Below are 20,743 nucleotides of genomic sequence, written 5' to 3' on the forward strand. Positions count from 1 at the left end.
GCGATGACAACCTTCCTCGTTGTGGTGGTCCATCTCGCGGTCGCCGTCTCGTCCGTCCTGCTCGTCACCGCCGTGGTCCGGCTGCGCGGCCGGAGCGCGGGCGGTCCCGTCCATGACGTACTGGAGGCCGCGTTCCTCGGCGGCGGGCCCGGCCGGGTCGTGGACGCCACGATCGCCGGGATGCAGGCGGACGGGCGGCTGGCTGTCGGCGGGCCCGGCATCGTCCTCGTACCGCACCCCGTCGCCAGGAACCCGGTGGAGCAGGCCGTACTCCAGGAGCACGCCACCGCGCCCAGCGGCGCCCTGCACGCGCTCCGCCTCTCGGTGATGCGCGGTCCGGCGGTCCAGCAGGTGGGCGACGCGCTCGCGGCCCGGGGGCTGCTGGTGGCGCCGGCCGAGGCGCGCGGGCCGCGGCGGTGGGGCGCCACGCAGGGGGTGGCCTGCCTGCTCGCCCTGCCCCTGTGCTTCGTCCTGGCCGTCTTCTCGTTCGTCGAGAGCTCCGGACCCGGCTTCGGCAGTCCGATCGCCTTCTCCCTGCTGCCGACCCTGTTCGTGGGCTCGATCACCGGGATGGTCTGCGCGTCCGTGACCGGGCGGCGGATCACCGGAGCGGGGCTGCGGGCGATGCGGGCGTTCGTCGCCGCGCATCCGTACGGCGGGACCGCCTCGGCGGCGCATCTCGTCGCGGCGCACGGCATTACGGCGCTGCCCGATCCCGTACTGCAGCAGCAGTTGCGGGCGGCGGCCCGGCTGCGGCCGGGGCGTGACTTCTCGCCCGCGGATCACGGGTCCCTCGCGGTGGTGTCGTGGTGCTCGGGCGCGCAGCCCGGTTCCGGTGCGGGGTGCGGTGGCGCGGGATCCGGCTGCGGCGCGAACTCCTGCGGAGGCGGCGGAAGTTCCGGCGGGGGCGGTGACTCCGGCGGGGGCAGTGGCTGCGGAGGCGGAAGCAGCAGCAGTTGCGGGGGCGGAGGAGGCAGTAGCTGCGGGGGCGGAGGGAGTTCCTGAGCCGCGCCCCCCGCACGCCGTACGCGCACACCCCCGCCGATACCGCACGCCGGAGGAGCCTCCGGAGTGGCCCGGGGGCGCATCGGGGTCATTGGCCCCGACACCGCTCCCGGGTCCTTGTGCGGCCCGTCCCGTCTGCTGACCCTCTGTCATGCGGTGGATTCCCCCAACCGCACGCATGAAGGGAACTCGATGCGCGCAGTAGTGAAGTACGGGGCTCTGACCACCCTCGGCTCCCTGGTCCTGTCGGCCCTTGCCGTCGCCCCCGCGGACGGAGCGGACGGCCCGGGCCCAGGCGCTCCCGGAACGGCCGCCAGTGCCGCCACCGCGGACAGCCACACCCCCGCCGCAGTCACCCCCGCCACCGTCGGCGCTGCCACTTCCACCGACGAGGCCCGTGGCACCGCCCGCGCCGCCCATCGCGCCGCCGCCACCGGTATCCGCTTCGGCCCCTGCCCCAAGGCCGAGATGCTGCCCGCCCCCATCACCTGCGGCACGGTCGAGGTCCCGCTCGACTACGCCCGGCCGGACGGCCGGAAGATCCGCCTCACCGTCAGCCGTGTCCGCGCGGGCGGCAAGGCGGCCACACGGCAGGGCGCGCTGGTCTTCAACCCCGGCGGCCCCGGCGCCTCCAGCATGTACTTCCCGATGGCCGCCGAACTGCCCGAGTGGAAGCGGATCGCCGCCGCGTACGACATCGTCGGCTACGCCCCGCGCGGGGTGGGCCGCTCCGCCCCGCTCTCCTGCGAGAACCCGGCGGACTTCAGCAAGGCCCCGACCCAGTCCCCGGTGCACCCCTCCGAGTCGTACAAGCGGGAGCGGATCGCCGAGGCCAAGGCGTACGCGCGGGGCTGCGCCGAGAACGCCGGGACCGCCCTGCCCCACTTCACCTCGCTCAACAACGCCCGCGACCTGGACGTACTGCGCGCGGCCCTCGGCGAGAAGCGGCTGACCTTCATGGGCGCCTCGTACGGCACCTACTTCGGCGCGCTCTACGCGACGCTGTTCCCCTCGCACGTACGCCGGATGGTCTTCGACTCGGCGGTCGATCCGGACCCCCGGCAGATCTGGTACGGCAACAACCTCACGCAGTCGGTCGCGTTCGAGCGCCGCTGGCTGGACTTCCGTACCTGGATCGCCAAGCACGACAGGACGTACCACCTGGGCACCACCCCCGAGGAGGTGCAGCACAGTTACGAGAAGGTGCGCGCCGGGGTCGCCCTGGAGCCGGCGGGCGGGAAGGTGGGCCCGGGACAGTTGCAGGCGGCGATGCTGGGGGCCGGGTACTACGACGACTACTGGGCGCTGCGCGCCACGGCGCTCTCCGAGTACCTCAAGGGCAATCCGGCGCCGCTGGCCGCGCAGGCCTCCCCCAGGCCGGTGGCCGCCGCCGACAGCGAGAACGGCAACGCCGTCTACACGGCCGTCGAGTGCAATGACGCGCCCTGGCCGACCGACTGGCGCATCTGGGACCGCGACAACACCGAACTCGCGCGCCGCGCGCCGTTCGAGACCTGGGACAACGTCTGGATGAACCTGCCGTGCGCGTACTGGCCCGCGCCCCGGCAGCAGCCCCTCGACGTCCGCACCTTGCCGGGCGAGCTGCCGCCGACGCTGATCCTCGCGGCCGAGCGCGACGCGGCCACACCGTACGAGGGAGCGCTCGAACTCCAGCGCCGCCTGGCCGGTTCCGCACTGGTCACCGAGCGGGACGCCGGTACGCACGGGATCGCGGGCGGCGGCAACACATGCGTCAACAAGCACATGGAGGACTATCTGCTCCGAGGCGAGACACCACCGGCACGGCACGCGGAGTGCGCGCCGCACCGGGAGCCCAACCCGGTGTCGCTGGACGAACCGCCGAGCAGCCGCAAGCTGCCGCCGATCGTCTGATCTTCCGGGCGGGGACGGCCGGTCCGCGACGGCACGGACCGGCCGGACCGGCGGGCGCGCGAGGCCCCGGGGTTCCCCGGGGTCCCCGGGTTCCGCCCGGGCCCGGGCTTATGCCAGTCCGGCGATCAGGTCCGCGACCGACTTGCGGCGGCCCGTGTAGAACGGGACCTCCTCGCGGACATGCATCCGGGCCTCCGAGCCGCGCAGATGACGCATCAGGTCGACGATCCGGTACAGCTCGTCGGCCTCGAAGGCCAGCACCCACTCGTAGTCGCCGAGCGAGAACGACGCCACCGTGTTGGCCCGTACGTCCGGGTAGCCGCGCGCCATCTTGCCGTGGTCCGCGAGCATCCTGCGGCGGTCCTCGTCGGGCAGCAGATACCAGTCGTAGGAGCGTACGAAGGGGTAGACGCTCACATAGGCGCGGGGCGTCTCGTCGGCCAGGAAGGCCGGTACGTGCGACTTGTTGAACTCGGCGGGCCGGTGCAGCGCCATGTTCGACCAAACCGGCACCAGCGCCCGCCCGAGCCGGGTGCGGCGGAAGCGGTTGTACGCCTCCTGCAGTTCGTCCGAGGTCTCGGCGTGCCACCAGATCATGAGGTCGGCGTCGGCGCGCAGCCCGGACACGTCGTACGTCCCGCGTACGGTGACGTCCTTGGCGCCAAGCTGGTCGAACAGCTCCTGGACCTCCTCCGCGTAGCCGGTCCTGTCCTCGGGCAGCACATCGCGCAGCTTGAAGACGGACCACAGCGTGTAGCGGATGACCTCGTTGAGGTCCTTGGCCTTCTTGCCCGCGTTGGGGGTCTTCTCCGGTGCAGCAGTCATGCGTCTATTCTCCCGCGCCCCGGCCGGTGCCCCACGCCAGGGTCGAGGTGGCGGTGATCTCGTCGGCGGCGCGCCGGGCGCTCGCGACACAGGCCGGGATGCCGACGCCGTCGTACGCCGCTCCGCAGAGCCGCAGGCCGGGGAGCTTGGCGACCTCCTCGCGGATGCGGGCCACGCGCCTCTGGTGTCCCACGGGGTACTGGGGCAGGCCGCCGATCCACCGGGTCACCTCGGTGGCCACGGGGCGCGCGGTGAGACCGGTCGCCTCGCCGAGGTCGCGCAGGGACACCTCGACCAGATCGGCGTCGTCCTGGTGCACCTGCTCCTCCTCCCCGTACCGCCCGATCGAGGTACGGAGCAGGAAGAGATCCGGCGCGGCGGCGGCGACCCAGCCCCACTTGCGGGTGGAGAAGGTGGACGCCTTGATGGTCCGGCCGTCGACGGGCGGTACGAGAAAGCCGCTGCCGTCCGGCAGCACGGCGGCGTCGGAGCGGCGGAAGGCCATCGTCACCAGCGCCATCGAGGCGTACTCGATCTCGGCGAGCCCGGCGGAGGCGGCCGGGGACTCCTCGGAGAGCAGCGCGGAGGCGGACCAGGCGGGGGTCGCCAGGATCACGCCGTCGGCGGTCAGCACACTGTCGGTGGTACGGATCCGCCAGCCGTCGGGGGTACGGGACAGCCCGTGGACGGGGGTCTCCATGAGGATCCGGCCGCCCCCGGCCCGTACGGCGTCGGCGACGGCGCCCGGCAGCCGGCCCACACCGCCCTCGATGCCCGCGAAGACCGCGCCGCCCGGCTGCTGAGCCGCGGCGGCCTTCGCCTGGAGGTCGCGGACGCTCTCCAACAGTGAGTCATGGGTCTTGAGGGCTTCGAAGAGCTGAGGCACGGCCGCCTTCATGGAGATGCGGTAGGCGTCGCCCGCGTACACCCCGCCGAGCAGCGGCTCCACCAGCCGGTCGACGACCTCCCTGCCGAGCCGCTCCGCGACATACGCGCCGACCGACACGTCGTCGCCGACCTCGGCGGGCGGGAGTCGGTCCTCCTGGGCGATCCGGGCGAGGCCCTCCTCGGAGAGCAGGCCCGCGAGCGCGGCGGGATCGCCGGGCACGCCCATCACATGGCCCTTGGGCATGGGCCGCAGCTCTCCGCGGGTCCAGACGGAGGCGGAGGCGGTGGCGGGCGGCTGGAGCCGGTCACCGAGCCCGACGGCCTCGGCCAGTTCGACGGCCTCGGGTCTGCGGGCGAGCATCGACTCGGCGCCGAGGTCGACGGGCGCGCCCTCGATCTCGCCCGCGTACAGCTTGCCGCCGAGCCTGCTCGTGGCCTCCACGAGCGTCACCTCGATCCCGGCGCCGAGCAGCCGGTGAGCGGCCGCGAGACCGGCGATTCCGCCCCCGATGACGACGACATGACCCGTATGTGTCTCCGCGTGCTGCGCGCTCGGCTCCATGCCCCCACTCTCTCAAACCCGTACCGAGGCCCGTAAACCCGGACCGGGTCCCGCGAGGGTCCCGTACGAGGCCCGTAACGAGTCCCGACCGTGACCCCTTCGGAACCGGAAACGGGCAACCCGCGCAGGGGCCCCGGACGTCGAACCGGCATCATCATCCGCTTTTCGCTCAGGGGGGCCGGTATGCGCAGGATGCCCGCGTTCGCGGCGGCACTACTCACGATCTCGCTCGCACTCGCCGGATGCGGTGCGAACGACAGCGACAGCACCGCCTCGGACGGCGCGAAAGCCGTTCCGGCGCAGCAGGATCAACAGGAGGGCGCGGCGGGCGCGGGCGCCGGGGCGGCGGACCGGGCGGCGGAGGCGCCGGGCAGCGAGGGGCAGCGGACGACGGCGCCCTCCCGGGCCGGGACGCATGTGATCCGCACCGCCGAACTCACCGTGCGCGTCAAGGACACCCAGAAGGCGCTCACCGTCGCACGCGCGGCGGCCGAGGACGCCGGGGGCCTGGTCGAGAACGAGTCCACCGAGCGCACCGAGGACGCGGACGCGTATGTGATGTCGCGCATCGTGCTGCGGGTGCCGCAGGACGCGTACGACTCGGTCCTCGCCGAACTGGCGGGCACCGGAACGCTGTTGGCCCGCAAGGCGAACGCCAAGGACGTCACCGACCAGGTGGTCGACGTGAACAGCAGGATCGCCTCGCAGCGGGTGAGCGTCGAGCGGATACGGGAGTTGATGGACCGGGCCACCCAGCTCGGCGATGTGGTGACGCTGGAGGCGGAACTGAGCACCCGTCAGGCCGCGTTGGAGTCGCTGCTCGCCCAGCAGGCCTCGCTCAAGGACCGTACGGCGCTGGCCACGATCACCCTGGAGCTGTCCGAGGCCCCGGTGGCGAAGCCGGCCGAGAAGGAGGAGGACCCGGGCTTCCTGGACGCGCTGGGCGGCGGCTGGGACGCGTTCACCACGACGGTGCGGTGGATCGCGGTGGTCCTGGGCGCGGTGGCACCGTTCGCGGGGGCGCTGGCCGTGCTGTACGGGCTGTGGCGGCTGGCGCGCCGGCTGCTGCCGGCGACGGGGGCGCACGGGGGCCGGTCCGCCGCGGCTCCGGCATTGCCTGCGCCGGGCAGGCCGGGTGCGGTGGCCGGCGGAGCTTCCGCGGCCCCGGCAGGTCCCACGGCCCCGGCAGCGTCGGCGGCTCCTGAACGGCACAAGCCGGCCGGTCCCGCGAGGCCGCAAGCCGGACCGCCCGCCGGACCGCCTCCGCGGCGGAGGCCCGAAGACTGACCGCGCCGCGCCCGCGCCGCCCGCGTAGCGTTCCCCACGGACACACGGCGAAAGGGACGCGCAATGGCGGCGGAGCGCATGGTGGTCATCGGCGGCGATGCGGCGGGCATGTCCGCCGCCTCGCAGGCCCGCAGGATGCGGGACCCGAACGATCTGGAGATCGTCGCCTTCGAACGCGGCCGCTTCAGCTCGTACTCCGCGTGCGGCATCCCGTACTGGGTGGGCGGCGAGGTGACGGAACGCGACGAGCTGATCGCCCGTACGCCCGAGGAGCACCGCGCCCGCGCCATCGATCTGCGCACCCGCACCGAGGTGATGGAGATCGACGTACCCGGGCAGCGGGTGCTCGCCCGGGATCTCACCGACGGTACGGAGAGCTGGACCGGCTTCGACAAGCTGGTGATCGCGACCGGCGCGCGCCCCGTACGTCCCCCGCTGCCCGGCATCGACGCGCCGGGCGTGCACGGCGTACAGACCCTCGACGACGGCCAGGCGCTGCTCGACACCCTGGCCGGTACGCGGGGCCGGCGCGCGGTCGTCGTCGGCGCGGGCTATATCGGTGTGGAGATGGCGGAGGCGCTGCTGAAGCGCGGTTACGAGGTCACCGTCGTCCACAGCGACGAGCAGCCGATGGCCACGCTCGACCCGGACATGGGACGGCTGGTCCATGAGGCGATGGACGGGCTGGGGATCACCACCGTGGGCGGCGCGCCGGTCACCAAGATCCTCACCGGGCAGGACGGCCGGGTCAGGGCCGTGGCCACCGAGGACGCCGAGTACCCGGCGGATGTCGTGGTGCTCGGTATCGGCGTCCGGCCGGAGACCGCGCTCGCCCGGGCCGCGGGGCTGCCGCTGGGGGCGTACGGCGGGCTGCTCACCGACCGGGCCATGCGGGTGCGCGGCCACGAGAACATCTGGGCGGGCGGCGACTGCGTCGAGGTCCTCGACCTGGTCTCCGGCGCCAACCGCCATCTCGCCCTGGGCACCCATGCCAACAAGCACGGCCAGATCATCGGCGCCAACGCGGGCGGCGGGTACGCGACGTTCCCGGGCGTGGTCGGTACGGCCGTGAGCAAGGTCTGCGACCTGGAGATCGCGCGTACGGGGCTGCGCGAGAAGGACGCCCGCCGGGCGGGCCTGCAGTTCGTCACCGCGACCATCGAGTCCACCAACAGCGCCGGTTACTACCCGGGCGCGGCCCTGATGACCGTGAAGATGCTCGCGGAGCGGCGTACGGGCCGGCTGCTGGGCGTCCAGATCGTGGGCCGCGAGGGCTCGGGCAAGCGCGTGGACATCGCGGCGGTGGCACTGACCGCCGGGATGACGGTGGAGCGGATGACCACCCTGGACCTCGGCTACGCCCCGCCGTTCTCCCCGGTCTGGGACCCGGTCCTGGTGGCCGCCCGCAAAGCGACAACGGCGGTACGGGCGGCAGGCATGTAAGGCGGCCGCATACAGGCGGATATGCGCAGGAACGTCACAGGCATATAGGGGACACCACCATGCGCCCGGCCACCATGGGTGCCGGGCACATGGGTCCGGACCCTGCTCAGCGCACGGTCTGTGTATGGACGTACTCCACAAGCCGGGTCAGGGCGTCCGGGTCCATGCTGGGCAGCACTCCATGGCCCAGATTGAAGACATGCCCCTCCAGACCGGCCGCCGCGTCCAGCACCTCCTGGGCCTTCGTCTCCACCACCCCGGTCGGCGCGAAGAGCACGGCCGGGTCGAGATTGCCCTGGAGCGCCTTGCCGGGCCCGACCCGCCGGGCCGCCTCGTCGAGCGGTACGCGCCAGTCCACCCCGACCACATCCGCGCCGGCCTCGCCCATCGGCCCGAGCAGCTCGCCCGTACCCACACCGAAGTGGATGCGCGGCACACCGTACGAGGCGACCGCGTCGAAGACCTTGGCGGAGGCCGGGAGCACGGAGCGGCGGTAGTCGGCCGGGGCCAGCGCGCCCACCCATGAGTCGAAGAGCTGCACCGCGCTCGCGCCGGCCTCGATCTGCACCTTGAGGAAGGCCGCGGTGATGTCAGCGAGCCGGTCGAGCAGCTCGGCCCAGAGCGCCGGATCGCCGTACATCATGGCCTTGGTGTGCTCGTGGTTGCGGGACGGGCCGCCCTCGACGAGATAGCTCGCGAGGGTGAAGGGCGCCCCGGCGAACCCGATGAGCGGGGTCTCGCCCAGTTCCTCGGTCAGCATCCCGATCGCCTCGGTGACATACGAGACGTCGTCGGGCGTGAGGTCGCGCAGCCTCGCGAGATCGGCCCGGCCGCGGATCGGATCGGCGACGACCGGGCCGACGCCCGGCTTGATGTCGAGGTCGAGCCCGATGGCCTTGAGGGGCACGACGATGTCGCTGAAGTAGATCGCCGCGTCGACCTTGTGGCGCCGTACCGGCTGGAGGGTGATCTCGGTGACCAGCTCGGGCCGCATGCAGGACTCCAGCATCGGAATCCCCTCGCGGACCTTGAGGTATTCCGGCAGCGAGCGGCCCGCCTGCCGCATGAACCAGACCGGCGTGTGCGGGACCGGTTCACGCCTGCACGCCTTGAGAAAGGCCGATCCGTACGTCTTCGTCTGCTGGCCCTGGGGGCGGTCAATCGCGCTCACGCCCAGAATCTTCGCATGTACCGGCAAGCCGCCGCCCCGGCCCGGGTGTCCCTCCCTGCGCGAGGCGCGCGTTCCGCCTACTCTTCCCCGCATGGCCGCGGCTCAGGGACAGTTTTCCGATCATTCCAACGGCACCGAGGGTACGGACGGCACGGAGGGGGGCTCCGTCCCTTCCGCGTTCCGTGCGGCGGTCGAAGCACTGCGGTCGGCCCGGCCGCGTCCCGGGATCGAGATCGAGCCGACCCCGCCGCCCAAGCGGCTCGCACCGTACGCCCACGCCCTGGAGGCGACCGTGGTCGACGGCGACGACGATCTCGCCGACGGCCGGCTGATCCTGCTGCACGACCCGGCCGGGCACGAGGCCTGGCACGGTACGTTCCGGCTGGTGACACTCGTACGGGCGGAACTCGAACCGGAGATGGCCACCGATCCGCTGCTGCCCGAGGTGTGCTGGTCCTGGCTGACCGGCGCCCTGGAGGCGCGCGGGCTGTCGTACGACGAGGCGAGCGGCACCGTCACCCGGGCGGGCTCGTACTACTTCGGCGGTCTGGCCGAGCGCAGGCCGGCGACCCAGATCGAGATCCGGGCGTCCTGGACCCCGCGCGAGGCCCGGGGCGGGGCGCCCGACGCGGCAGCGCATCTCGCAGCCTGGTGCGATCTGCTCGGCCAGATCGCGGGTCTGCCGCCGGCCGCCCCCGGGCCGGTGCCGGGCGCGGCGGAGACGGGCTCGGGCGCGGGTGTGGTCTCCCTGCCCCAGCGGCGTGGCCCGCAGGTCTCCTGACAGCCCCTCACCCCCGTACACCGCCGTACACCGCCGTCCCGCGGGTCCCGCATGCCCTCCAACGCCCTTCGCGCGCGCCGACGCGGCGGGGCGGGTCATAGGATGATCGATCACCCGTCCGAATTGCCCGAATTGTTACTCACCAAATCGTGATCATTCTCTAAAGGCGGGCGGTATTGCTGCCGAAGAGGTCAATGACCCTTCAAACACGGTTCGCCCCGGCTTCATCCCCCAGAGCCGGCTCCGTCCCGCACCTTCCCAGGAGGCCTGGTGTCCGTTCTCCTCGAGCAGCCCGCAAGCCTGGTCGCCTACCGCCCGAACAAGCCGACGGCCATGGTCGTCGTGGCCGACCCACGCGTCCGCTCCACCGTCACCCGCCACCTGTGGGCCCTTGGAGTACGTGACGTCATCGAGGCGTCGTCCATCGCGGAGGCACGCCCCCGCGTCGGCAACCCGCGCGACATCTGCGTTGCCGACGTCCACCTGCCCGACGGTTCCGGGCTGACCCTGCTGTCCGAGACCCGGGCGGCCGGCTGGCCCAACGGCCTCGCCCTCTCCGCCGCCGATGACATCGGCGCGGTGCGCAACGCCCTCGCGGGCGGCGTCAAGGGCTATGTCGTGACCGGTACGCGTACGAACATCGGCCACCCCACCCGCCCCGGCGCCGCCCCCATCGGCGCCGGCCAGCGGATGCACCGCCGCCCCCCGGGCGCACCGAGCCACCCGGGCGGCTACCGCGAGCTCTCCGGCCGTGAGGTCGAGGTGCTCAGGCTGGTGGCCGAGGGACAGTCCAACAAGGCCATCGGAGTCTCGATGGGGCTGTCCGCGCTCACCGTCAAGAGTCATCTCGCCCGGATCGCGCGCAAGCTCGGCACGGGCGACCGGGCGGGGATGGTCGCCGTGGCCCTCCGTACCGGCATCATCCACTGAGCGACTCCCCGCCCCCACCGCCCGTCGACGGAACGTTCCGTCGGCGGGCGCCGTCCGTTCACGGATACCCTTGACAGGTGACCGACGCCCAAGAGACCGCAGCAGAGCCAGCACTGCGAACCACCGGGGGCCCGCGGCGGCAGCCGCTCATCGCGCAGCCCCCGGCCGACGTCGAATCGGCGCCGATCCCCTTGTTGGAGCCCCGCGAGGGCATTCCGCCGGTGGTGGCCACCGAAGAAGCCCTGGCCGGGGTGATCGCGGCCTTCGCCGCGGGCACCGGGCCCGTGGCCGTCGACGCGGAGCGCGCGTCCGGTTACCGGTACGGGCAGCGGGCCTATCTCGTCCAGTTGCGCCGCGAGGGCGCGGGCACGGCGCTGATCGATCCGGTGGGCTGCCCCGATCTCTCCGGTCTCGGCGAAGCCCTCGCGGAGACCGAGTGGATCCTGCACGCGGCCACCCAGGATCTTCCGTGTCTGCGTGAAATAGGCATGACGCCCACCCGGCTGTTCGACACGGAACTGGCAGGCCGGCTGGCGGGCTTCCCCCGGGTCGGACTCGGCGCGATGGTCGAGAACGTGCTCGGGTACGCGCTGGAGAAGGGCCACTCCGCCGTCGACTGGTCGACGCGGCCCCTTCCCGAGCCATGGCTGCGGTACGCGGCGCTCGACGTCGAGCTGCTGGTGGATCTGCGCGACGCGCTGGAGAAGGAACTGGACCGGCAGGGCAAGCTCGACTGGGCGCACCAGGAGTTCGCCGCGATCGCCTCGGCGCCGCCGCCCGCCCCGCGCAAGGATCCCTGGCGCCGCACGTCGGGAATGCACAAGGTGCGCCGGCGCCGTCAGATGGCCGTCGTACGGGAGCTGTGGAACACCCGCGACCGGGTGGCGCAGCGGCGCGATGTGTCCCCGGGCAAGGTGCTGAGCGACACGGCGATCGTGGAGGCGTCACTGGCGCTGCCGGCGAACGTGCACGCGCTGACCGCGCTGCCGGGGTTCGGGCACCGGATGGGGCGGCGGCAGCTCGAACAGTGGCAGGCGGCGGTGGACCGGGCGCGCGCGCTGCCCGATACGGAGCTGCCGCAGCCGGGCCAGCAGGTCTCGGGCCCGCCGCCGCCGCGCTCCTGGGCGGACAAGGACCCGGAGGCGGCGGCCCGTCTCTCGGCGGCGCGGGCGGCGGTCTCGGCGCTGGCGGAGCGGCTGAACATGCCGCAGGAGAACCTGATCACGCCGGACACGGTGCGGCGGGTGTGCTGGGAGCCGCCGCGGGAGCGGACGGCGGAGTCGGTGGAAGCGGCGCTGGCGGAGCACGGCGCGCGGCCCTGGCAGATCGAACAGGTCGCGCCGCTGCTGGCGCGGGCGCTGTCCTCCGTACCGGAGGAGTAGAGGGGCGAGCGCGGGGCCCCGCGGGCCGGTGGCGATGACCACCGGCCCCCCGCCCCGGCACCCTCCGTAGCCCCGTACAGCCCCCGTAGCCAGCCTCCGGAGAAAAATCGGGCAGGGGTGGGCGGGATGGTTACCGGCAAGTAGCATGGGATGTGGACGTACGCTCCGGCGTGCCCCGCAGCAGTGCCATCCCGCACCCTGGAGGAGAGCCATCGTGCCTCGTACCATCAGGGACGTCGTCTTTGTCGACGGCGTCCGCACCCCGTTCGGCAAGGCGGGCCCGAAGGGCATGTACCACGAGACCCGCGCCGACGATCTCGTCGTGAAGGCGATCCGGGAGCTGCTGCGCCGCAACCCGGATCTCGACCCGGCCCGGATCGACGAGGTCGCCGTCGCCGCGACCACGCAGATCGGTGACCAGGGCCTCACCCTCGGCCGTACCGCAGGCATCCTCGCGGGGCTGCCGCAGTCCGTGCCGGGCTATTCGGTCGACCGTATGTGCGCGGGCGCGCTGACCGCGGTGACCACCACCGCGGGCTCCATCGCCTTCGGCGCGTACGACATCGTCGTGGCGGGCGGTGTCGAGCACATGGGGCGGCACCCGATGGGCGAGGGCGTCGACCCCAACCCTCGGTTCGTGAGCGAACGGCTCGTGGACGACTCCGCTCTCTTCATGGGGATGACGGCCGAGAATCTGCACGACCGCTTCCCGCACCTCACCAGGCAGCGCGCCGACGAGTACGCGGTGCGGTCGCAGGAGAAGGCGGCCAAGGCGTACGCGAACGGCCTGATCCAGCAGGACCTGGTGCCGATCTCCATCCGCCGTACCGACGCTGCCGCGGGCGAGACCGGCTGGGGGCTGGCCACCGCGGACGAGCCGATGCGACCTGGTACGACGCTGGAGGGGCTGGCCGGGCTGAAGACCCCGTTCCGGCCGCACGGACGGGTGACGGCGGGCAACTCGGCAGGGCTCAACGACGGCGCCACCGCCTCCCTGATCGCCGCCGAGGACTTCGCGCGCGAGCAGGGGCTGCCGGTCAGGATGCGGCTCGTCTCGTACGCCTTCGCGGGCGTCGAGCCCGAGGTGATGGGGTACGGACCGATCCCGGCGACGGAGAAGGCGCTCGCCAAGGCGGGTCTGTCGATCTCCGACATCGGGCTGTTCGAGATCAACGAGGCCTTCGCCGTACAGGTGCTGGCCTTCCTCGACCACTACGGCGTCGCGGACGACGACGAGCGCGTCAACCAGTACGGCGGCGCGATCGCGTTCGGCCATCCGCTGGCCTCCTCCGGCGTACGGCTGATGACGCAGCTCTCCCGGCAGTTCGAGGCACACCCCGAGGTCAGGTACGGACTGACCACGATGTGCGTCGGCTTCGGCATGGGCGCGTCGGTCATCTGGGAGAACCCGCACTTCGACGGAGGCACCAAGTGAGCACCGCTGAACTCCTGAAGGGCGCGGCCGAGCTGTTCCCCGACGAGGTCGTGACCCAGGCGCACGTACGCCATCTCGACCTCCCGGCGGGCGCCGGGCGCTTCGCGCTGATCACGCTGGACAACGGGCTCGACCACACCAAGCCCACCACCTTCGGCCCGCAGTCCCTGGCCAACCTGGACGCGGCGCTTGCGCAGGTCGAGGCCGAGGCGGCCGAGGGCGCGATCGTCGGGGTGGGGGTGACCGGCAAGCCGTTCATCTTCGCCGTCGGCGCGGACCTCAAGGGCGTGGAGCTGCTGAAGCGCCACGAGGACGCCCTCGCGATCGGCCGGGGCGGCCACGAGGTCTTCAAGCGGCTCGCCACGCTGGCCGTGCCGACGTTCGCGTACTACAACGGCGCGGCGATGGGCGGCGGTGTCGAGATCGGTCTGCACTGCCGGTACCGCACGGTGTCGGCGGCGCTGCCCGCGTTCTCGCTGCCCGAGGTCTTCCTGGGTCTGGTGCCGGGCTGGGGCGGCTGCACGCTGCTGCCGAACCTGATCGGGGCGGACCGCGCGGTCTCGGTCGTCATCGAGAACTCGCTCAACCAGAACAAGCAGCTCAAGGGCGCCCAGGTGCATGAACTGGGGATCGCGGACGCGATCTTCGAGGGCGCCGACTTCCTGGAGCAGTCGCTGCGCTGGACCGCGTCGGTGCTGACGGGCGAGCTGGAGGTCGTACGTCCCGCGGTGGACCGGGGCGAGGCCTGGGACCAGGCCGTGGCGCGGGGCAGGGCCTTCGCCGACTCCAAGGTGCACGGCGCGGCCCCCGCCGCGTACCGCGCGCTGGACATCATCGCCGCGGTCACGGACGGCGATCTCCAGGCGGGCTTCGACGCCGAGGACCGGGCCCTCGCCGACCTGATCATGGGCGGTGAGCTGCGCTCGGGGATCTACGCCTTCAATCTGGTGCAGCGGCGTGCCAAGCGGCCCGTGGGGGCGCCGGACAAGGCGCTGGCCCGCCCGGTCACCAAGGTGGGTGTCGTGGGCGCCGGGCTGATGGCCTCTCAGCTCGCGCTGCTGTTCCTGCGCCGTCTCGAAGTCCCGGTCGTCCTCACGGACATCGACCAGGAGCGGATCGACAAGGGCGTCGGCTATGTGCATGCCGAGATCGACAAGCTGCTGCTGAAGTCCCGTATCAACCAGGACAAGGCGAACCGGCTCAAGGGCCTGGTCTCGGGTGTGCTGGACAAGGCGGAGGGCTTCGCGGACGCGGACTTCGTGATCGAGGCCGTCTTCGAGGAGATGGGCGTCAAGCAGCAGGTGTTCGCGGAGGTCGAGGCTGTCGCCCCGGCGCACGCGATCCTCGCCACCAACACCTCGTCGCTGTCGGTCTCCGAGATGGCGTCGAAGCTGAAGCACCCCGAGCGGGTCGTGGGCTTCCACTTCTTCAACCCGGTCGCGATCCTGCCGCTGCTGGAGATCGTGCGCGGTGAGCGGACCGACGACGCGGCGCTGGCGACGGCGTTCGGGGTGGCGAAGAAGCTCAAGAAGACCGCGGTACTGGTGAAGGACGCCCCGGCGTTCGTCGTCAACCGGATCCTCACCCGTTTCATGGGCGAGATCCAGAACGTCATCGACGAGGGCACACCGGTCGAGGTGGCGGAGCGCGCGGTGGAGCCGCTGGGGCTGCCGATGTCGCCGCTGGTCCTGCTGGAGCTGGTCGGGCCCGCGATCGGGCTGCATGTCTCGGAGACGCTGCACCGCGCGTTCCCGGACCGCTTCACGGTCTCGGAGAACCTCGCGGCGGTCGTGGCGGCGGGCAAGCGCGGCTTCTACGTCTACGACTCGGGCGCGCCGGAGCTGGACCCGGAGGTCGCCGCGCTGCTCAAGCAGGGCGGTACGGTCCTGACGGAGGAGCAGACCCGGGCGCGTGTGCTGGACGCGGTGGCGCAGGAGATCGGTCTGATGCTGGCCGAGGGCGTCGTCGCGGAGGCCCAGGACATCGACCTCTGTCTGATCACGGGCGCGGGCTGGCCGTTCCATCTGGGCGGCCTCACACCGTACCTGGACAGGGAGGGCGTGTCGGAGCGGGTGAACGGCAAGCGGTTCCTGGAGCCGGGCGTGGCCAGCGTGCCCGCGTAGCCGTGTGTTCTTGAGCGGCGCCGGGCGGTCCCATTTCGGGCCGTCCGGCGCCGCTCTGCGACAGGGCGCCGGTCCGGTCAGACCTGGGTCCAGGCCTCCAGGGCCAGGCCCGGTTCGGCCTTCTGGCGGGCCAGGCGCAGGGTGCCGTCCTCGGCGAAGGCGGCCAGGACGACCCGGCCGCGGCCGTCCAGGGCCAGCGCCGGGGCGCCCGCACAGGGTTCGCCGGAGGGGGTCCAGTGCAGGCCCGCGGCCTCGTTCTCGGTCGGGTACGCGGCGACATGCGGGCGACCGTCGGGACCGCGCTGGGCGAGGATCGTGCAGTCGTGACCGTCGACAGGGGTACGGAGCAGAGCCGGCGGGCCGGTGCCCGGGCCGCCCAGTGAGACGGGTTCGGTGCCGGGGCGCCAGGCGCGGACCGTACCGTCCCCGGGGTCGCGCCAGAAGTGGGTGAGCCGCCCCGGTCCGGTGCGCTCGGCGGTGAGGGTGCCGGGCGCGACGGTGGCCGCGGGCTCGTCCTCGGCGCGCTCCAGGGCCGCTTCGGGTTTCCCGCGCAGCCAGCGCACCACGGTGTCCCCGGCCGGGACGAGCACTTCGATCGCGCCGTGGTCGGTGACGGCGGCGGCCGGCCCGCCGGTCAGTTCCGTCCCCTCGGCGTTCGCGCCGCCCCAGGCCTGCCAACGGCCGCTGGGCGCCTGGTGTTTGGCGGACAGGCCGCCGTTGGCGTTCCGTACGAACAGATGCACCGAGCCGGTGGTGTCCAGGACCGCCGAGGGCAGGCCGATACGGGCGGCCTTCTCGCGGTCCTTGCCGTGCGGGTTGCCCAGGGAGTGCCAGTCGCGCAGCGGACGGCCCGTCTGGAACTGGACCGCGTGCACCAGATCCGTTTCGCCGGCGCCGTCGGCGCGGGGGCGTTTCCGCACCGCCAGCAGATGGACGAAGCCCTCGGCACTCTGGGCGATGGACAGATACGGCAACAGGCCCTCGGCGGCGAGCAGTTCGGGCCCGGACCAGTCGGGGCCGCCGGTCCTGGTCTCGGTCCTGCGGAGCACCCCTTCGGCGGTCGGCGCGTACGCGGTGAGCCTGCCGTCCTTGCCGCGCAGCAGCCAGTCGGCCGTGGCGGGCAGGGAGGTGTCGGCGGGGAGCGCGGGGGGCGTGCGGCGCCGCTCACGGGCGACGTCGGTGGCCCCGCCCGTACCGTCTCCCGACCGTTTCGACGTCCGTCCGGACCTCGGTGTCATGGCCTGCCGCCACCTTCCCGAGCGCTGGAAACCCGGAGCCCGATGATACTCGCGGGTACTGACACGGGCCGGGTCCTGTCTGCCACATAGCGCCGTCCGCCCGCAGGGCGGGGCCCACGGCGTCCGGTGCGTGCAATCGCAAGGCGGAGGATCGCCCGTGTACTGGACGTACTCGGGCGACTCCGACAACGCGGCGAGTGCGCGTGCCGGGCGTCGCGGGCCAGGCGGGATGTGGCAGACAGGGCCCGGGAGGCCCGATGCGTAGCCGATGCGTATGACACCCTGCCGGGATGCGGATGCAGCTCATCGTCGACGCGGCGAATGTGGTCGGGTCGGTCCCCGACGGATGGTGGCGCGACCGGCGCGGGGCCGCCGAGCGGCTGCGCGACTCCCTGGTGCCGTACGCCGAGAGCGGGATCGACGGCTTCCCCGGGCCGGTCGAGGTGGTGCTCGTCGTCGAGGGCGCGGCCCGGGATGTGGAGCCGGTGCCGGGCGTACGGGTCGAGCCCGCGCCCGGCAGCGGCGACGACCGGATCGTGGAACTGGCGGCACAGGCGGCGGAAGAGGGCGCCGGGTGTGTCGTGGTGACGGCCGACCGGGAGCTGCGCCGCCGGGTGACGGCTCATGGGGCGCGGTGCGTGGGCCCCAGGACGGTACGTCAGCCGCCGGGCGGGCGTCCGTAGAGTGCGTCGGCTTCCCGGGGAGCGCTCGCTGGTGAGCGTACGTAGAACACCACGCCGTCGACCGTCGCCGGGAGCGGTTCGTAGTGCCGTGCCAGCAGTGCGCGGAGGGTGGGCAGCCGGTCGGGCGCGAAGGGCTTGCCGCGCGAGTCGTCGACGATCAGGGCCGGGGGGCGGGCGCGCAGTTCGGCGGTGAGCACGGACCAGGCGCCCGCCACACCGTACTTCTCGCCGACCCCGGGCCCCTCCCGCCCGCCGCTGTAGTTGGTGAGCAGACCGGCCGTCAGATAGCGGCTGGCGGGGGTGCGGTCGGCGAGCCAGTACGTCTCCGGGTGTATCCCCCAGACCAGGATCCGGTCCGCGGGCGCGGTCAGGGCCCGTACGGAGTCGGCGACGCGCTGGGCGTGCGCCAGCTCGGGACGGGGCGCGAGCAGGCCCCAGGTGAGGAACAGCGCGCAGACGCAGCCCGAGGTGAGCAGCGCGGACGCGACGCGTTCGGGGGGCAGCGGGCGCAGTGCGGCGGTCGCCAGCAGGACCAGCGGCGGTACGAGTTGCAGGAAGTAGTGGCCGAAGAAGTGGAAGCCGGCCACGACGGCGACGGCCGAGGCGGCGAGCCACACCCACAGATCCGTGGTGGTTCCCCGGGCGGCGCGCCGGGCGCGGACGAGCGGGGCCGGCAGCCCGGCGCAGGCGAGGCAGAGCAGAGCGGTGTTGGCCAGGCCCCGGGAGAGGACGTGCAGTTCGGAGCCGGTGAAGGTGGCGTACGCGGCCGAGCCCGTCACCGTCCAGAACAGAAAGCCCGCCGGGTCGGTGAGCAGGGCCGCGCCGAGGACCGGCAGCACAAGTCCGGCGGCCAGCCGCGGCAGTCCCGCCCGTCCGGCGGCTCCGGTCCCGTCTCTTGCCCCGCTTCCCGCCCTGCCTCCCGCCCCGTCGGCCGCGGAGTGCCGGAGCAGCCACAGGACGGGTACGAGCACGGCGCCGCCGGTCTGTTTCGTCAGCAGTGCCCCGGCGACCGCGAGTCCGGCCGCACCGGGGCGCCCGCGGCCCGCGCACCACATCGCGGCGGCGGTGAAGGGCAGTATGAAGACCTCGAAGGTGGCGGCCTGGGTGTCCTCGGGGTTGAGGCCGGTGGCCAGCAGCGGGTGGAGGACCCCGGCGATCCGGCCGGCCCGGTCGCCCCAGCGGTCTCGCGCGATGGAGGCGAGCAGGGCGGCGGTGAGCAGGTGGGCCAGCGCGGCCAGAGCCTTCATCGCGTACAGGGACTCGTCGCCGAAGAGCGTGAAGGCGGCCCCGTACAGCCAGGGCAGCAGCGGCGGCTTGCGGTCGACGACGGTCTCGTACAGTGCTCCCCCGTCGGCCAGTATGCGCGCCTGTACGGCGAGATAGCCCTCGTCGGGGCTCCACAGGGGGTGGCGGAAGGAGGGGATCCGGGTGACCAGGACGAGCAGGGCGAGTACGGGGAGGAGGCGCCGCCAGTAGCCGGTGGTACGGCGGGTGGCGGCCGGTGCGGTACGGCGGGCGGGCGGCCCGTACCGCAGGGCGGAGGGCGGCGGGTGGGCGAGCATGGCGGGCGGGCCGGGACGAGCCGCTGCCGCCGTCAGAGGGAGGTTCCGAGGCGGCTGTGGCCGCGTCCGTACAGGGCGTAGAGCACGAGTCCCACAACCATCCAGATCCCGAAGCGCAGCCAGGTCTCGGCGGGCAGATTGAGCATCAGCCACAGCGAGGCGAGCACGGACGCGACCGGCAGATACGGCACCAGCGGGGTGCGGAAGGCCCGGGGCAGTTCGGGGCGGCGCCGGCGCAGCACGATGACGCCCGCGGCGACCATCACAAAGGCGAACAGCGTTCCGATGTTGACCAGTTCGGCGAGTTCCTGGATGGAGGTGAGGCCCGCGACGACCGCGACGACAAGCCCGAGCAGGACGGTCGAGCGGTAGGGCGTGCCGAAGCGCGGGTGGACACGGGAGAAGGTCCTGGGGAGCAGTCCGTCGCGGCTCATCGCGAAGAACACCCGGGTCTGGCCGAGGAGCAGGATCATGCAGACGGAGGTGAGGCCGACGGCCGCGCCGAAGCTGATGAGCCCGGCCCAGAAGGGACGGCCGACGGACTTGAAGGCGTCGGCGAGCGGGGCGTCCACCGAGAGCTGTGTGTAGTGCTGCATTCCGGTGACGACGAGCGAGACGGCGACATAGAGCAGGGTGCAGATGAAGAGCGAGCCGAGGATGCCGCGCGGGACGTCGCGCTGCGGGCTGACGGTCTCCTCGGCGGCGGTGGCGACGATGTCGAAGCCGATGTAGGCGAAGAAGACGATGGCCGCGCCGGTGAAGATGCCCATGACACCGAAGTCGGTGGGGGTGTAGCCGAAGATGAGCTGGATCAGCGGGGCGGTCAGGCCGCCCGCGGCGGGCCGGGGCTGGGCGGGCGGGATGAACGGCTCGTAGTTCGACGCGGTGATGAAGAACGCGCCGACGACGATCACGAGCAGGACGACGGTGACCTTGACGGCGACGATGACAGCGGTGACCCGCGAGGAGAGCTTCACTCCGGCGACGAGGATGGCGGTCAGGACGAGTACGAGGAAGAAGGCGAGCAGATCGAAGCCGAACCGGTCGCCATGGGTGCCGGACAGCGGCTCCGGCAGGCTCAGCCCCGCGTTGTCCATCAGCAAGCGCACATAGCCGGACCAGCCGACCGCCACGACCGCGCAGCCCAGGGCCAGTTCGAGGACCAGGTCCCAGCCGATGATCCAGGCCGGCAGCTCGCCGAGCGAGGCGTACGCGAAGGTGTACGCGGAACCGGCGACCGGTACGGTCGAGGCGAACTCGGCGTAGCAGAGGGCGGCCAGACCGCAGACGACGCCCGAGACGACGAACGCGAGGGCGGTGGCGGGGCCCGCGTTCTGCCGGGCGACGACTCCGGTCAGTACGAAAATGCCCGTACCGATGATCGCGCCGACGCCGAAGACCGTGAGATCGAGGGCGGAGAGCGACTTCCTGAGCGCGAACTCGGGGTCCTCGGTGTCACGGATGGACTGCTCCACACCCTTGGTGCGGAACATCCCCTCCCCCACCGGTTCCGGGGCATGCTGTGTACTCACCGG

General features: G+C 72.7%; 16 protein-coding genes. 10 read left to right on the forward strand and 6 right to left on the reverse strand.

Translation table 11 applies throughout. The features are described 5' to 3' along the window. The first annotated feature begins 3 nt into the window (after positions 1 to 3). Both ACFU9P_RS19980 and ACFU9P_RS19985 read left to right on the forward strand, forming a co-directional pair. Entirely contained in the window at positions 4 to 1,005 is a 1,002-nt protein-coding gene (locus ACFU9P_RS19980; protein WP_384082727.1) for a TIGR04222 domain-containing membrane protein, read from the forward strand. Positions 1,006 to 1,197: 192 nt separating this feature from the next. Beyond that, the gene (locus ACFU9P_RS19985; RefSeq protein ID WP_384082497.1) at positions 1,198 to 2,898 is read left to right on the forward strand and encodes an alpha/beta hydrolase; all 1,701 of its coding nucleotides are present in this window, start codon (positions 1,198 to 1,200) and stop codon (positions 2,896 to 2,898) included. Between the two features lie 108 nt (positions 2,899 to 3,006). Here ACFU9P_RS19985 and hemQ read toward each other — a convergent pair whose 3' ends face one another. Further along, a complete protein-coding gene (gene hemQ / locus ACFU9P_RS19990) occupies positions 3,007 to 3,723 on the reverse strand; it encodes a hydrogen peroxide-dependent heme synthase (protein ID WP_046504833.1) in 717 nt (238 codons plus the stop codon). A gap of 4 nt (positions 3,724 to 3,727) precedes the next feature. After that, entirely contained in the window at positions 3,728 to 5,173 is a 1,446-nt protein-coding gene (hemG, locus tag ACFU9P_RS19995) for a protoporphyrinogen oxidase (RefSeq protein WP_384082501.1), read from the reverse strand. Between the two features lie 183 nt (positions 5,174 to 5,356). Between hemG and ACFU9P_RS20000 the strand changes: the two genes are divergently transcribed. Together ACFU9P_RS20000 and ACFU9P_RS20005 are read left to right on the forward strand one after the other, a co-directional pair. Further along, positions 5,357 to 6,460 (forward strand): DUF4349 domain-containing protein, encoded by a 1,104-nt coding sequence (locus ACFU9P_RS20000; protein WP_384082504.1) that lies wholly within the window; start codon positions 5,357 to 5,359, stop codon positions 6,458 to 6,460. A 63-nt stretch (positions 6,461 to 6,523) separates the two neighbouring features. Further along, positions 6,524 to 7,903, forward strand: a complete 1,380-nt coding sequence (locus ACFU9P_RS20005) for an FAD-dependent oxidoreductase (RefSeq protein ID WP_384082506.1) — start codon at positions 6,524 to 6,526, stop codon at positions 7,901 to 7,903. A gap of 106 nt (positions 7,904 to 8,009) precedes the next feature. Here ACFU9P_RS20005 and hemE read toward each other — a convergent pair whose 3' ends face one another. Beyond that, positions 8,010 to 9,074 (reverse strand): uroporphyrinogen decarboxylase, encoded by a 1,065-nt coding sequence (hemE, locus tag ACFU9P_RS20010; RefSeq protein WP_384082509.1) that lies wholly within the window; start codon positions 9,072 to 9,074, stop codon positions 8,010 to 8,012. Between the two features lie 91 nt (positions 9,075 to 9,165). On the opposite strand from hemE, the gene ACFU9P_RS20015 reads away from it, so the two are divergent. The 5 genes from ACFU9P_RS20015 (at position 9,166) to ACFU9P_RS20035 (ending at position 15,725) form a co-directional block, all read left to right on the forward strand. Beyond that, positions 9,166 to 9,855, forward strand: a complete 690-nt coding sequence (locus ACFU9P_RS20015; RefSeq protein WP_376382324.1) for a DUF3000 domain-containing protein — start codon at positions 9,166 to 9,168, stop codon at positions 9,853 to 9,855. A 270-nt stretch (positions 9,856 to 10,125) separates the two neighbouring features. Then, positions 10,126 to 10,785, forward strand: a complete 660-nt coding sequence (locus ACFU9P_RS20020; RefSeq protein WP_093605154.1) for a response regulator transcription factor — start codon at positions 10,126 to 10,128, stop codon at positions 10,783 to 10,785. A gap of 77 nt (positions 10,786 to 10,862) precedes the next feature. Then, on the forward strand, positions 10,863 to 12,167 hold the full coding sequence (locus ACFU9P_RS20025; protein WP_376382321.1) for an HRDC domain-containing protein: 1,305 nt from the start codon (positions 10,863 to 10,865) through the stop codon (positions 12,165 to 12,167). A gap of 214 nt (positions 12,168 to 12,381) precedes the next feature. Then, positions 12,382 to 13,602: a thiolase family protein gene (locus ACFU9P_RS20030; protein ID WP_384082514.1), complete on the forward strand. Its 1,221-nt coding sequence runs from the start codon at positions 12,382 to 12,384 to the stop codon at positions 13,600 to 13,602. Further along, entirely contained in the window at positions 13,599 to 15,725 is a 2,127-nt protein-coding gene (locus ACFU9P_RS20035) for a 3-hydroxyacyl-CoA dehydrogenase NAD-binding domain-containing protein (RefSeq protein WP_384082517.1), read from the forward strand. Before ACFU9P_RS20030 ends, ACFU9P_RS20035 begins: the two co-directional genes overlap by 4 nt. Positions 15,726 to 15,802: 77 nt before the next feature. On the opposite strand, the gene ACFU9P_RS20040 is transcribed toward ACFU9P_RS20035, so the two are convergent. Continuing rightward, entirely contained in the window at positions 15,803 to 16,963 is a 1,161-nt protein-coding gene (locus ACFU9P_RS20040; protein ID WP_384082520.1) for a hypothetical protein, read from the reverse strand. Positions 16,964 to 17,253: 290 nt separating this feature from the next. Here ACFU9P_RS20040 and ACFU9P_RS20045 point away from each other — a divergent pair, with 290 nt between their 5' ends. Beyond that, the gene (locus tag ACFU9P_RS20045; RefSeq protein ID WP_384082523.1) at positions 17,254 to 17,646 is read left to right on the forward strand and encodes an NTP pyrophosphohydrolase; all 393 of its coding nucleotides are present in this window, start codon (positions 17,254 to 17,256) and stop codon (positions 17,644 to 17,646) included. Here the strand turns inward: ACFU9P_RS20045 and ACFU9P_RS20050 are convergent. Together ACFU9P_RS20050 and ACFU9P_RS20055 are read right to left on the reverse strand one after the other, a co-directional pair. Further along, positions 17,622 to 19,208: a glycosyltransferase family 39 protein gene (locus tag ACFU9P_RS20050; RefSeq protein WP_384082526.1), complete on the reverse strand. Its 1,587-nt coding sequence runs from the start codon at positions 19,206 to 19,208 to the stop codon at positions 17,622 to 17,624. The genes ACFU9P_RS20045 and ACFU9P_RS20050 overlap by 25 nt on opposite strands. Before the next feature lie 32 nt (positions 19,209 to 19,240). Then, the gene (locus ACFU9P_RS20055; RefSeq protein WP_376382335.1) at positions 19,241 to 20,701 is read right to left on the reverse strand and encodes an amino acid permease; all 1,461 of its coding nucleotides are present in this window, start codon (positions 20,699 to 20,701) and stop codon (positions 19,241 to 19,243) included. Positions 20,702 to 20,743: the final 42 nt, after the last annotated feature.

Origin of the sequence: Streptomyces sp. NPDC057617 (assembly GCF_042800555.1) — a bacterium.
In the GTDB taxonomy this organism is placed as follows: Bacteria; Actinomycetota; Actinomycetes; order Streptomycetales; family Streptomycetaceae; genus Streptomyces.

Coding starts and splice junctions, on each gene's coding strand:
- ACFU9P_RS19980 (WP_384082727.1), top strand. CDS start 4: ATGACAACCTTCCTCGTTGTGGTGGTCCATCTCGCGGTCGCCGTCTCG.
- ACFU9P_RS19985 (WP_384082497.1), top strand. CDS start 1,198: ATGCGCGCAGTAGTGAAGTACGGGGCTCTGACCACCCTCGGCTCCCTG.
- hemQ (WP_046504833.1), bottom strand. CDS start 3,723: ATGACTGCTGCACCGGAGAAGACCCCCAACGCGGGCAAGAAGGCCAAG.
- hemG (WP_384082501.1), bottom strand. CDS start 5,173: ATGGAGCCGAGCGCGCAGCACGCGGAGACACATACGGGTCATGTCGTC.
- ACFU9P_RS20000 (WP_384082504.1), top strand. CDS start 5,357: ATGCGCAGGATGCCCGCGTTCGCGGCGGCACTACTCACGATCTCGCTC.
- ACFU9P_RS20005 (WP_384082506.1), top strand. CDS start 6,524: ATGGCGGCGGAGCGCATGGTGGTCATCGGCGGCGATGCGGCGGGCATG.
- ACFU9P_RS20015 (WP_376382324.1), top strand. CDS start 9,166: ATGGCCGCGGCTCAGGGACAGTTTTCCGATCATTCCAACGGCACCGAG.
- ACFU9P_RS20040 (WP_384082520.1), bottom strand. CDS start 16,963: ATGACACCGAGGTCCGGACGGACGTCGAAACGGTCGGGAGACGGTACG.
- ACFU9P_RS20045 (WP_384082523.1), top strand. CDS start 17,254: ATGCGGATGCAGCTCATCGTCGACGCGGCGAATGTGGTCGGGTCGGTC.
- ACFU9P_RS20050 (WP_384082526.1), bottom strand. CDS start 19,208: ATGCTCGCCCACCCGCCGCCCTCCGCCCTGCGGTACGGGCCGCCCGCC.
- ACFU9P_RS20055 (WP_376382335.1), bottom strand. CDS start 20,701: ATGTTCCGCACCAAGGGTGTGGAGCAGTCCATCCGTGACACCGAGGAC.